Below are 11,620 nucleotides of genomic sequence, written 5' to 3' on the forward strand. Positions count from 1 at the left end.
TCTTCATGAGGTCCAGCCGGCTCGAACTACTATGATCAGTATAGAGCGAGCTCCGCACCGTTAATTGGGTTTCTGGACGTTTCCGGAAACAGTGTGGTTCCGCAATCAGAATCGAGAGACGGCGGAGCAATCGAGGTGAATATATCACTGCGATCAGAGATTTTCCGGAATCTCCCCGGTCACACTTATATCACTCACGCTGAGATTGACATCCTCCTCCGCCTGAAGGCGGAAGAATCCCGAGCGTTGGGATATTAGGGTTTGCAATCTCCCTGTTCTCTCGGTGTGAACCGTCCGCTCTCGCGGTCGAACAGGAAAACTCCGGGCTGTGCCAACCAGCCGTTACTTATATCCCCCGTCGGGGGACTCTGAGTTATCTTTCGCCGGATGTTCACCGCACCATTCACGTCCGCGTTCATCGTCGTCTCGCACGACTCACAGACGTACAGACCACGCTCCACACGGTTGCTATCTCGAATCTGCCCGCAACACGAACACATCTTCGAGGTGTTCTCCTCGTCTACACGATCAACGAGGATACCGTGTTCCTCGGCCTTGTATTCAAGCAGGCGGGCGAATCGGTCGAACTCCCAGCCGTGCAACTTCTTGTTCCCCGACGCACCCCAGCTCCGCGAGTCACCGTCCTCATCCTCGCGGATGTCACTAAGATCGCCAACCGCTATCTTCTCCACGCCCTCTTCGACACACCGCTGAACGATGTGTTTGCTGAGGGTGTGGAGGAAGTGGTCTTTGCGTCGAGAGAGTTTCTTCCGAGCCTTCCGCGCTCGCTTCGACGGGCCATTCTCACCTTCAGTCTGGTACTCCTCACGAGTGAAGTAGTGTTTGTCCTCTTTCAGCGTGTTCCCCGGATACAACTCACCCGCACTGTCTTCGTAGTCGATGGCGAGATAGTTGCTGATTCCGAGGTCGATACCCGCTGTCTTGTCACCGGGGGCGTCCTCGACGGGAATCTCTTTCTTACAGACGAGATGGAGTTCTCAGTGGTCGTCGTTGTAGACGGCACGCACCTGCTGGATGTTCTCAACTTCTACGTCAGGGCGGGTTTCGTACTCGGCGAGGATGAAGTCAGACCGACTCTCTTTCAGGTTGAAACCTTTTGAGAGCCGAAGTTGGTCGTGTTTGTCGTCGTGCTTGATGGCTCGTTTCTTCCATGTGACGGTCGAGCGTGGATGGTCGTCGCCACGTTTCCGGTAGCCCGGTGGGTTGCTGCTGTCGTCAGAGTTGTACCAGCCCGTGAACGCCTCAGCAAGTTCTTCGAGAACTCGCTGACTTGACTGAGAATGCAGGTCACTGTAGCGTTCGTGGTCTTTCAACTCCGACTTCAGCTCGGCTTCGTCGGGTATCTCACCGTCATCTTCCCACCGTTGTTGGATGTAGTAGCGGCCGACGTTCCACAGTTTTGATGCAGAGAACCCGCACTGGTCAAGGTCGTCACGAACCTGTGAGTGGTTCGTGATTCGGGCGACGTAGGTGCGGGTTGTCTCCAGCATCGAACTGACTTCATAATACATTATGAGAGAGTTCTGATTAAGACTAACGACCGCGTGGAATATCCGACTGGAATGTCGCCGGTAGATTGTCGGTCAAAATGTCGGATTCATCCCGCGCCTAAAGGTGCGGGAATTCTCCTTGCTCTCTATAAAAGTTGTTGATGCGGGACCTGTATTGACCGCAACCGGGTCAAAAGCTATCAGCTGGACAGGCTTTCAATAGAATCGTCGAAAATTCACTTAGGGATAGACTGCTAACTCAAATTCGTACCAACTCCCGTCGTAGATCGCGTACATATTCGGAAACGTCGTGTACTCCCTGTAATCGCTATGTCCTCTCATGTGGTCGGCGGCGTTGAGATGCGTGAGGACTGCGTCGAGCCCGTCCGACAGTGGTGGTGACTCTTCATAGAACCCCGAGACCGGTCGCCCGTCCGTTGCCATGTCGAGCACCTCTGTCGCCTCACTTGAGAGCGAAACCGTCGAAAAGTCAACTTCGAGAACGGCGTCGCGCACGTGTTGCTCGTATTCAGATCGTGATTCTCCGATCTGTTCGGCTGTGAATATCCGTTCGGTGACTGGGATAGTTTCTTGCTTGGCTCGGGCTTGGAACAGGTGGTCGTTGTGTTGGAGATACTCAAACGGGGGCGATGGGACAAGGTCGCTAGCTTCGGAATCGAGGTGGTGATGATACGTGACGCCGCGTGAACCTGGCTTCTGATCACCAACATCGATTGCTGGGTCTCGATCCGCTGCTGCGGCTTCCATCGCCTGCTGTAGTATCTGCTGGTCACGATCGGACAGTGACGTGATCGGTGCCGTCACCGGATCAGTACCGTCGGACTGTTCCGCGTTCTGCAAGTCGAGGTAAAATTCCCACCAGTCCCGTTCGACAGTGCGAACAGTATCGACGTGAATTCGGTAGTACCGGTCGCCGTCCGTCCCGAACTGGGGGCGTTCCCGCTGCTCAGATCCGAACTCGTACTCGTAGGCCAACTGGTAGCTCAGTACCGTAACGGAGCCACTCGCAAGTAGTTCGTCGTAGACGGTACGCTTGTACTCGTCAGGATAATCGATAGCAAACTGCGCTCGGTGTCCCGTCGGATCTGTCCGTAGTAACGTTTTGAACGGCTCCTCTACTGAGTAGGCACTCAACCGAAATCGACTATTACCGGACGAAAGACAGCCAGCGACACTCGTGACGCCCGTTGCCCCGAGTGTCGTCAGCAGCTTCCGCCGAGTATATCGAGTTCTCATTTCCTACGTCCATCGATTACCGGTAGGGTTCGAAACGGCTCTATCTCACAGAACTGTTCGAACAGTATACGATACTGACGTAGTATCATGATAACTAGTTCTCGCAGGGCGAAGTAGTTCAAGACCCCGATAGCTCAAATCAAAATTGTTCTTTGCGGCATAGTCACGAAACAGGCATTAGAAGGCCTCGAAACAGTTAAATCTCGTTTTGATACTACGTTTGACCTAATATACGACAGCGGTAATCGGTAGATGTGATGGTTACAGTCTCCGCATTCAAAGATGGATTTACCGCCCTCCGCGCGAATCCAATCCTGCTTGTCACCGGTCTCCTCGTCGGGGCCGGCAGCCAGCTGCAATACGTCGATCAGCTGATTGAATCACCACTCCTCTCGACAGGCGTATCGCTCGCTTGGCTGGTCGTCTTCCCGTTCGTACTCGGTGGGTTCATCGGCACTGCCCGAGCTGCGATAGAAGGAACAAACGTGTCTCTAACCCACTTTTTCACTACAGCCTGGGCAAATTACCTCCGACTCCTCCTTGCAACAGTGTTGTTCGTGCTACTTGTTCTTGCAACGGCTATCGGATTCGGACTCATCGGGTTCGTCCTCGGTATTGGGACGATGGCAATCGCCGTGATTAACGAGATGGCTGCGTTCGCAGCAGGCGTCATCTCTCTGCTTATCTGGTTGGTGTCGATCCTCGTGGTCATCATGTTCGTGCAGTTTTACGACACCGCGATCGTCATCGAAAACGAGAGTGTTACTGACGCATTCCGGAGAAGTATTGAACTCGTCCAATCAAACCTGAAAAGCGTCGCGGGATTTTCGCTGGCGTGGCTCGTTCTACTGAACGTCTTTTTCATCCCTGAATACTTGCTCGAGTTGACGATGACAGAGGCTGGGCCGGCTGACATATTACCAGTTGAACTCGGAATTCCGATCGTTGTCCTGCTCCCAATCGGCATTATCCTTTCCGCGGTCGGCTTCGCGTACTTCTATACGGTGTATACAGCCTACTACATACGGTTAATCACTGCCTCAGCTAGTACCCCGGAATCAGTATGATCATCCACCAACAATTACGTACGATGGTTTCGAACAGTCACCAACCGGATCGGTTCCCCGTGGCCTTCGTCCACAGAAGGTAATCATACCTATGGCACGACTCCTCCCGACACAAACCGACGCTGCCGTCGAACGAAGCGATACTCCGACCGTATTGAGCCTTGACGACGACGCGACACGCGAGGTGATCGAAGCGTTGTCCTCCGAGACAGCCTACGATATTTTCCGGCTGCTCAATAAGACGCCGGCGACCCCTTCACAGATAGCTGAGCAACTCGACCAGAGCGTTCAGAACATCCACTACCACTTGGAAAATCTCGAGGCAGCTGGTGTAATCGAAGTCACAGATACCTGCTATTCGGAGAAAGGTCGTGAAATGAACGTCTTTGTTGTTTCCGAAGATCCGACACTCCTCTTTCTTGGCACCGAGGACGATCGGCCGGGTCTCAAGCGCGCGTTCAAATCCTTCGCATCGCTGCTGGGCCCACCATCGATCCTGCTTGCCGCTGGCGAATCCATTGCCCAGTTCGTCACGACCGAATGAGCGAACACACCGACTCATCGACCCGAGAGACTTCTCCCAGCCACGGCACGACTACACGTGATGTGGCACCGACAATCAGGGCTCGAGATGATATCGATGGCTGTGGCTGTCTCGACTGCCGTAATATCGACACGACCGCAACTCGTCGAACTGTCTTCGATGCGTTAGTTTGGTCCGTTCGTCTGTTTCGATCCTACCCGTCGATTGTTGCTTTCACAGGCATAATTATTCTCGCTAACCGGCTGCTCGAAACAGACCTAATTAACGCGCTTCCCACGCCCGTAATCAGCGTGGTTGAGGTAGCGGCGGGGTTTGCATTCATCGTCTTGATTCGAGCCTATGTAGGAATGATCGTCGCTGGAGAGCTGACCGAAGATCCAGTTACGATACGTGAGGGCCTGTATCGAAGTCTCTCTCGAACGCCGGCGTTAGTTAGTTTGATCGTTTTCATCGTTTTTTCCGCAATGACGATTCCGTTTTTCGTCTTGCTTCCACTACTCGTTCTGGGGGGCGCGATTCCGGGGAATCCCGTGGAGATAGTTGGCTTTCCCGTCGCGGCGGCAGTCGGTGGGATTATCTTTGCTGTGCCGTTTCTCCTCTTGTTGTTCAAGTTCTGGTTCGCACCGGAAGCCTGTGTTATCGGCCAGTACGGCCCCATTGAATCCCTACGGGTTAGCTGGCGTATCACAACGAACTACCGAGGAAAGTTCGTGCTCATCGCAGTGATTGCTACCGGAAGCGCACTCAGCCTCTATCTGCCGACATCTCTCCCTCAGATGGGGATGAGTTTGGCTTCGTTGAATCCTGTTTTGAGTGTGATATCATCAAGTGTTGGTGAACTGCTTTCTATTGTGTGGGCGAGCGCGTACGCGCACATCTACGTCCAAGGGATTGTGTCGTGAATCGAGACTCGCGTTGAGAATTCAATTCCCTTGAATCGCCGTCTGGGCACTGTGATCGCGGTATCCGCCTCGATGAAAATACTCGAGAAGCGTTGAGGCTCCTTCGCTGAGAAAGATTCCGAACGCGGAGAGCATCACCATCACCAACGCGTCAATATCGGGAGTTTCAGGACCGATCACGCCGACAGTCGTGACGCCTGCAAAGAACCAGACGAGTGTGAGAATGGGGATGGCAACGGCGAGGACAGGCAGCGTCGAGAACCGAATGCCAAGGTCGGTGAACGGGACCGGGATCGTGGTGCGCTTGCTCGCTAGCGCGCCTCCGATCAGTGGATCGGAATCGAACTCCGACCGTCTGCCCGCGAACACTGCTTTGACGAGCGCCCAAAACGAGAGAATACCGAGTTCGAACCAGTAGAGGAAGACCAGCGCAGCGAGATCCCACCCGAGGCCGATGACGCCCACGAGTGGCAGCACATTCGCAACGATAACGGCTATCGTTTCGGGTGAAGGGCTGTAGCGCTGTGCGTTTTCGAAGGGGACCATCCACCGAATATGCCGGCCGACCGAGACAAATATGTGGTGAAATCTGTACTGTCCGTGGATGTCCGTGTCGTCTTCTCGACAAAAAACGACTATGCTACGATGATAGCGTACAGCACGACACAGAGGCCCATAACTGTCACGAAACCGCGGACCAGCAATACGATCCCGTTCCCTGCTCCCACCATATCAGCGAGCATGACGGCCACGTATACCCCTACCGTTAGCAGACCGATACCAATTGCAAGCGCTCGCATTTTTACAGAGCCATTTCGACGGTACCCACGATAAGCTAACGTAGCGACAAACAAGCCGACGAGAGCAGTCACGCCGCGAGCTACCAACACCACACTGAGTGGTTCCAGCGCCAGCAAACTCTCGGATATCACTACATCTCACCCCCGTACACGATCCACATGATCGTCCCCAATCCGAATAGCTCACAGCCACTGACGAGTATCGACCGGCCGACAGTCCCGATGTCGGTCGCCGTCGGTAACCCGACGCGAAGCAACTCAGGAACCGTAATCAGGAAGATGAGACCGACCGCGAGCCAAAGCATCCCGCGATGAGACGGTCCTTGACGGTAACCACGAACCAGAACGACGGCGATTGTCAGCGACAACGCTACTGAGAGCACGGAAAGGACGAGCACCCCGAGTGCGATGAGCGGATCTGTCCCAGTTGCATCCAACTGTAAGAGGAGCATCTCAGGACAACCCCTCGAACAGATCTGTGAACCGGTCGGCAGGATCGGTTGTCGAGCGCGTCACTGCTACTTCGTAGCCTCCATCGGCGAACGTGACGGTGACAGTCTCGACTGTAGCTGCATACCGCTTGTAGTGATGGCCGTCGGGGTCCAGCTCCTGTTGTTCGGTCACGAGGTCTGCGTCCTGTAACCGGCTGAGACGGCGGTACGCCGTCGCATCGGACATCTCACAGGCCGTACAGAGTTCATCGACTGACATCGGTTCAATTGTGAGGTGAGCGAGGATCGCCCGGGCGTACTCGTCGTCGAGTACCGCCAAGACAGCATCCTCGTCCTCGTCCATATACGTGCCAGACACGGGTGCAAGTAAAAAAACCCGTCACAGCTTCTAGGTCGGAAGCCGTGCCTAGGATGCTACTTGCACCCGCCCTCTTGCGGCGTGTATGTCGTTACGATCGACGATTGACCGCGTCATACCGACCGCCCTGAGTGAGAGGGCCTTCCGACTCCTCTGGCCGGTCTGGAACACTGAACAAGGTCGACTGCGTGCGCCACTTCGTGCGCTGATACCGACGGTGCTGACCTTCATTCTCCTTGCCATACTCCAGACTACGATCCGAGCCAGATTTGAGCATCCCGTCCGGGAACTCCTCGAACTGACTGGCATTGGCGTCATTCTCATCGGTGCAATTCTCCTCGGTGCACGAGTTATTGATCGACGTCCTGTGAGTGGATTCGGGCTCTCGTTCGATCGAGAGTGGTGGCACTCATTCGCTGTTGGTGGGCTCGTCGCCACCGCAATCAACGGTGGGGCGCTCGTAGTGTCCCTCGGTGCTGGCTGGGCTACGTTCGTTGGTGTGATGCGCGGATCCGGGGATCTATCGTTCGTACCTGCGATGGGGATCGTGTTCGCGTATATCGCGCTCGCGGCCACGTGGGAAGAATTCATTCTGCGCGGTGCGATGTTAAAGAACCTTGCTGAGGGATCGAATGGATTCGTACCTCGGTGGATGGCCGTCGGCCTCGCAGTAACTCTCAGCACGCTCGTGTTTGCGTTTCTACACGGCGGAAAAATAACACATCCTAGCCACTATGGGTACTACCTGATCGCCGGGCTAGTACTGAGTGGCGTGTACGTGCTAACCGGTGAACTCGCACTCAGCATCGGCTTTCACGTGTTCTACAATTTCACACAAAGCGCGATATTCGGACTGGGACATTCACAGCAGACGCCGGAGCTCCTCGCCGTTGACATCGTCGGCCCACCGCGCTGGATCGGAGAGGAGGGACTCGTCTTTGTCGGCTTCGCCATTCTCGGCGGGCTGGTACTGATCGCATATATTCACTGGCGTGATGGATCACTCGAACTCAACGACCGCGTAACCAGCTACACTGAGCGGTAACTCACACCAGCCACTATCTATGCCAACAGCATTCCCCTATCGTACCCCAATCGATCACACGCCGCGCGAACGCAGTAATATCGTCGTTGATCACGAGCAGCCGAGTGACGTACTCCAGACGGTCTCCTCAGACACTGCACAGCAGATTCTGGCGACGCTTGACGACGAACCAGCGACAACTTCAGACATCGCTGAGGCTACCGGCACGTCTACCCAGAACGCCAAGTATCACCTCGATCGCCTCTGCGAAGTTGACCTTGTCGAAGCCGTCGATACGTGGTACTCTAGGAAAGGAACAGAAATGACGGTCTACGCACTCTCTGTGGAGGAATTAGTCGTTCAGTTTGGAGACTCCATCTCAAAAACACAGCGATGAGTCACCGGGACCCAAATCGCAGTCACGACGGCGAACGAAGCACTGAAGCCGATCACTATTTATTATTCGTCGGCTTTGTTGAAATACTCAATTAGTGATATATTCTTGGAGACGTGCTGAATACAGAGCGCGAATGTGGCACGTCGCAGTGATGAAATCGATATATATCGATTCGGTCAGCGTAAATACCTACTCTAATACACGTTCACTCTCGGTCTTTCGCTGTTCCGGTTCTTCAGTTTCGATGAGTTGATCAAGACGTCGCTCAAATGCTTCGTCGTCAATTTCGCCCTCCGCGTATCGTCGTCGAAGCGTTTCAATCGGTGTCTCATTTGCCTCGTCTATCTGTTGGTCGTTCTGTGGACTGGATGCTGGAGCCGCATTCGCCTGACGGACGACACCTAGTGTTAATTGTCCGGATATTCCGAGTATTACTGTACTGACCAAGAGAAACAAGAGGCCTGCCGCAACGTTTCCACTTAGTCCGATAAGTCCGAGCACAAACGCGGGGACACCGAGCAAACCGCCGATGATAGCAATCGCAGTTCGACCAGCGGGGCTCTGGGGGGCATAGCGGTGGACCAATTCGTACACAATACCTCTATGACCATTTCACAACTTAAAAATCGCGGAAGTGGGACTGAACCCCTCTAGAAGATGACCATCTGCTTGGTTAGCGGGACGGAATACTAGCGAGTCAGCATACATGTTCTATGGTTAGTTCCGGATTTAGATGGAAAAAAACGGAGTTTCCGTGCTATCTACACTCTCTGTATCTCGCACACCGATCCTATCAGTTCCTAAGGGTTTCAACAGAGTCGCTTCGGTTGGTGTCCAACTCGGTGGACTAAATCTCACCATCGGAGACCCGGTCAGAAATGTTTCATATGTTATGACTATTGAAGGAGACGTTGATGAGACGGTGGAGACGGAATCATTCGACATCGTGGATGATCGGCCTGATGGCGATCATTAATTGTCAAGGCTGACTCGTTGTTTCGTGAAGTGATCTGACGAATAACTGGCAACCAAGGTTCGGGGTGACAGGTGAGTTACCTGTACTGAGCGATTCTCACGTCGGTGTGAGGGGTCTTCAACACCCGTCTGTGCCAACTCGCGAGCTCTAGACTCCCCCGCGAGGGATGTGCTCGACGACATCTGCGAATGCAACGTTTTCGCGCACCTGCTGCATCTCGACGGTGACATGCCACCGCTAGGAGCGGTGACACTGGCAGGTGCCGCCGTTTCCTTCGCTGCACAGGGCGGATGCGATCTGCAGGCGCGCGCGGCACGAGAAGTGTGCGATAGAGCATGACCCAGACGCGGCGACGCCGACGCCGCAGCACGCTGCCTCTGTCCCCGTGGCGTGTGGCCTGCTCGCGACGATGCTCACTGCGGCATTCGCATTCGGGAGCGGTGGTCCGGCCACTGCGGCGCTGCTTGTTGCCGGTGCGAAAGGCGTGTGAGACATCGACCTCGAGGAGCCTGGGGAAGGGGAGTCAGTCAGTCGTGGGTCCGGAGGTTCGTCACGTCCATCACGTCGGTGAGAAGTCCCGTCTCGAAGTCAGAATCGGCGACGATGAGTTCGGCACCGGTGGAGCGCGCTGTCGCGGCGATGAGGAGATCGCGAGCAGCCATGCGCTCACCGTCATCCATCAACTGGTCTTGCATCCGCGCGGCTTCGAGGGTGATCTGGTCGTTGAGTTCGATCGACTGAACGCCACCGAAATCCTGCCGGATCGCGACGAGGTCGGTGGTCCCGGCACCGACTGTCCCGCTGAACACCTCGAAGACGCAGAGCGCAGACGTGAGGTACGGCTGTCCGCGGTCCTCAACGTACTCGACGGTGTCCGGGACGCCTTCAAGCATGTCGATGATAACGGAGGTGTCGAGGAAGGTCACCGCTCGAAACTCTCTCGCGAGCGCTTGACGGCGTCGCGTGCGCGGTCGGCGTCTTCCGGGCTCCACGCGCCGATGTTGATCGGCTTCTCGGTCTGAGCGAGGCGTTCGAGCAGCTCGTCGAACGTCTCGTCATCCCGTTTCAGGCTCTCTAGCATCTCCTTCGTGTCGTCAGAGACGCGGATCGACGTGCTCATTTGTATACAAACTGCATACACGAGTAATTATCTTTTGGCGCTATCGGTCAACTGAAGCGGTGAACCGCCTCGGGGTCAAGCCCTGAGACTTCCCGTGGTTTAGAGACAGGTCAGATCTTCGAACGGGTGCCTACGCGGAACCGTCGCGGAACCGTTCAATCGGGATATCGGAGACGTCGTCATAATCGTTGTCACCGCCAACTAAGACCGTCGCGTCGACATGTTCAGCCGTTGCCAGCGCGAACGAGTCGCCAAGCGCAGGATTATACTTGAGCGTATACTCTGAGGCGTCCGTCCAAGTATCGCCGACATCTACCGTTTTAATACCGAGATCGGTCAACCAGTCGAGATACTCGTCGGCTGTGTCGCAGTCGTACTTCCGGGCGATTGTGTACCGGATCTCAGCGAGATTCACGTAGCTGGCGTAGCCGACGGTGTCCTGGACTGCGACCGCGTCAAGATACTCTTCTACAACCTCGCTGCCTGGTTCATCGTCGGAGTGTGCAATCAGTGGCTCGGCGTCGAAGACAACGCGGTCAGGAGCCGACATTACTCTTCAGTTGAGAACTGCGAGTCACGTTCGTTCCGGTCTTGGTCGCGTTTCTCTTTGAGAATCTCGGACGCAGGCTTGTCCGTACTCGCTTCGCTACGGGCGGCAAAGCCGCGCATCTCGCTCGGTGAGCGGACCTGTTCAACGATCACCTCTCCATCTTCGGTTTCCCGGAACAACGCCTTCCCAGGCGCTTCGATCCCGAGCTTTTCGCGGAACCGTTTTGGGATGGTCGCCTGGCCGTGCTTAGTGACGGCGACAATCTCTTTTTCAGAGTTGTTTAACTGTTCTGTCTTGCTCATAGTTCATAATCAGATCTTGATCATAATCAAATTTTCTTCTTGTTGACAAACAGTTGTTGCTTCTCTGTCGGGTGTTTTGGTCGAGTTCGAAGTATGGTTCCGATTTTGAGGGACGCGAAATACTAGAGTCGAACAGTCCCCGAACGCAGCGGTTCGATCACCCGTCGTGGTCAATATACCCGGCTTCCCATTCAGTCCGAGCTTCGATCTCTCTCGTGCCCCGGCGAGTAGTGCTGTACTCGTTGGTTCGTCGGTCCCGCTGACTCTTTTCGATAAGTCCCTTCTCAACGAGCGTGTCGAGGTTGGGATAGAGCCGGCCGCCTGGCCCTCAATTTCGCTCCGGATCGGAAACTCGTCCGG

15 protein-coding genes and 3 pseudogenes are annotated in these 11,620 nt (G+C 55.0%); 6 read left to right on the top strand and 12 right to left on the bottom strand.

The features are described 5' to 3' along the window. Positions 1–254 precede the first annotated feature (254 nt). Both DOS48_RS29070 and DOS48_RS29075 read right to left on the bottom strand, forming a co-directional pair. Positions 255–1,511: pseudogene (locus DOS48_RS29070) on the bottom strand (RNA-guided endonuclease InsQ/TnpB family protein). Positions 1,512–1,751: 240 nt separating this feature from the next. After that, positions 1,752–2,666, bottom strand: a complete 915-nt coding sequence (locus DOS48_RS29075; protein ID WP_168654556.1) for a hypothetical protein — start codon at positions 2,664–2,666, stop codon at positions 1,752–1,754. A gap of 359 nt (positions 2,667–3,025) precedes the next feature. On the opposite strand from DOS48_RS29075, the gene DOS48_RS29080 reads away from it, so the two are divergent. The 3 genes from DOS48_RS29080 to DOS48_RS29090 all read left to right on the top strand — a co-directional run bounded on the left by DOS48_RS29080 (position 3,026) and on the right by DOS48_RS29090 (position 5,281). Further along, the gene (locus DOS48_RS29080; RefSeq protein ID WP_168654559.1) at positions 3,026–3,835 is read left to right on the top strand and encodes a hypothetical protein; all 810 of its coding nucleotides are present in this window, start codon (positions 3,026–3,028) and stop codon (positions 3,833–3,835) included. A gap of 91 nt (positions 3,836–3,926) precedes the next feature. Continuing rightward, positions 3,927–4,379 (top strand): transcriptional regulator, encoded by a 453-nt coding sequence (locus DOS48_RS29085; protein ID WP_168654561.1) that lies wholly within the window; start codon positions 3,927–3,929, stop codon positions 4,377–4,379. After that, positions 4,376–5,281 carry a hypothetical protein gene (locus tag DOS48_RS29090; protein ID WP_244629417.1) on the top strand — a complete coding sequence of 302 codons (906 nt, stop codon included), beginning with the start codon at positions 4,376–4,378 and terminating at the stop codon, positions 5,279–5,281. The genes DOS48_RS29085 and DOS48_RS29090 overlap by 4 nt, the downstream gene beginning before the upstream one ends. Before the next feature lie 21 nt (positions 5,282–5,302). On the opposite strand, the gene DOS48_RS29095 is transcribed toward DOS48_RS29090, so the two are convergent. The 3 genes from DOS48_RS29095 to DOS48_RS29105 form a co-directional block, all read right to left on the bottom strand. Beyond that, a complete protein-coding gene (locus DOS48_RS29095; RefSeq protein WP_210755422.1) occupies positions 5,303–5,827 on the bottom strand; it encodes a DUF6498-containing protein in 525 nt (174 codons plus the stop codon). A 385-nt stretch (positions 5,828–6,212) separates the two neighbouring features. Further along, positions 6,213–6,533 carry a hypothetical protein gene (locus DOS48_RS29100; protein WP_168654563.1) on the bottom strand — a complete coding sequence of 107 codons (321 nt, stop codon included), beginning with the start codon at positions 6,531–6,533 and terminating at the stop codon, positions 6,213–6,215. Between the two features lies 1 nt (position 6,534). Beyond that, a complete protein-coding gene (locus DOS48_RS29105; protein ID WP_168654564.1) occupies positions 6,535–6,876 on the bottom strand; it encodes a winged helix-turn-helix domain-containing protein in 342 nt (113 codons plus the stop codon). 232 nt (positions 6,877–7,108) lie between these two features. Between DOS48_RS29105 and DOS48_RS29110 the strand changes: the two genes are divergently transcribed. Together DOS48_RS29110 and DOS48_RS29115 are read left to right on the top strand one after the other, a co-directional pair. After that, positions 7,109–7,936, top strand: coding sequence for a CPBP family intramembrane glutamic endopeptidase (locus DOS48_RS29110; protein WP_244629418.1), 828 nt, complete (start codon positions 7,109–7,111; stop codon positions 7,934–7,936). Positions 7,937–7,955: 19 nt separating this feature from the next. Continuing rightward, positions 7,956–8,312 carry a transcriptional regulator gene (locus tag DOS48_RS29115; protein ID WP_168654566.1) on the top strand — a complete coding sequence of 119 codons (357 nt, stop codon included), beginning with the start codon at positions 7,956–7,958 and terminating at the stop codon, positions 8,310–8,312. Positions 8,313–8,501: 189 nt separating this feature from the next. Here DOS48_RS29115 and DOS48_RS29120 read toward each other — a convergent pair whose 3' ends face one another. Then, positions 8,502–8,906 carry an SHOCT domain-containing protein gene (locus tag DOS48_RS29120; RefSeq protein WP_168654567.1) on the bottom strand — a complete coding sequence of 135 codons (405 nt, stop codon included), beginning with the start codon at positions 8,904–8,906 and terminating at the stop codon, positions 8,502–8,504. Between the two features lie 139 nt (positions 8,907–9,045). Here DOS48_RS29120 and DOS48_RS29125 point away from each other — a divergent pair, with 139 nt between their 5' ends. Next, positions 9,046–9,288, top strand: a complete 243-nt coding sequence (locus DOS48_RS29125) for a hypothetical protein (protein WP_168654568.1) — start codon at positions 9,046–9,048, stop codon at positions 9,286–9,288. A 147-nt stretch (positions 9,289–9,435) separates the two neighbouring features. On the opposite strand, the pseudogene DOS48_RS29690 reads toward DOS48_RS29125, so the two are convergent. The 6 genes and pseudogenes from DOS48_RS29690 to DOS48_RS29150 form a co-directional block, all read right to left on the bottom strand. After that, positions 9,436–9,516: pseudogene (locus tag DOS48_RS29690) on the bottom strand (deoxyribonuclease); the annotation flags it as partial. 299 nt (positions 9,517–9,815) lie between these two features. Further along, positions 9,816–10,214 (bottom strand): PIN domain-containing protein, encoded by a 399-nt coding sequence (locus tag DOS48_RS29130; RefSeq protein WP_168654569.1) that lies wholly within the window; start codon positions 10,212–10,214, stop codon positions 9,816–9,818. After that, positions 10,211–10,408, bottom strand: coding sequence for an antitoxin VapB family protein (locus tag DOS48_RS29135; RefSeq protein ID WP_168654570.1), 198 nt, complete (start codon positions 10,406–10,408; stop codon positions 10,211–10,213). Before DOS48_RS29135 ends, DOS48_RS29130 begins: the two co-directional genes overlap by 4 nt. Positions 10,409–10,538: 130 nt before the next feature. After that, a complete protein-coding gene (locus tag DOS48_RS29140) occupies positions 10,539–10,958 on the bottom strand; it encodes a PIN domain-containing protein (RefSeq protein WP_168654571.1) in 420 nt (139 codons plus the stop codon). Next, positions 10,958–11,260, bottom strand: coding sequence for an AbrB/MazE/SpoVT family DNA-binding domain-containing protein (locus DOS48_RS29145; RefSeq protein WP_168654572.1), 303 nt, complete (start codon positions 11,258–11,260; stop codon positions 10,958–10,960). The genes DOS48_RS29140 and DOS48_RS29145 overlap by 1 nt, the downstream gene beginning before the upstream one ends. Before the next feature lie 157 nt (positions 11,261–11,417). Continuing rightward, positions 11,418–11,579, bottom strand: a pseudogene (locus DOS48_RS29150) (helix-turn-helix transcriptional regulator); the annotation flags it as partial. Positions 11,580–11,620: the final 41 nt, after the last annotated feature.

Source organism: Halorubrum sp. PV6, from assembly GCF_003990725.2.
In the GTDB taxonomy this organism is placed as follows: Archaea; Halobacteriota; Halobacteria; order Halobacteriales; family Haloferacaceae; genus Halorubrum.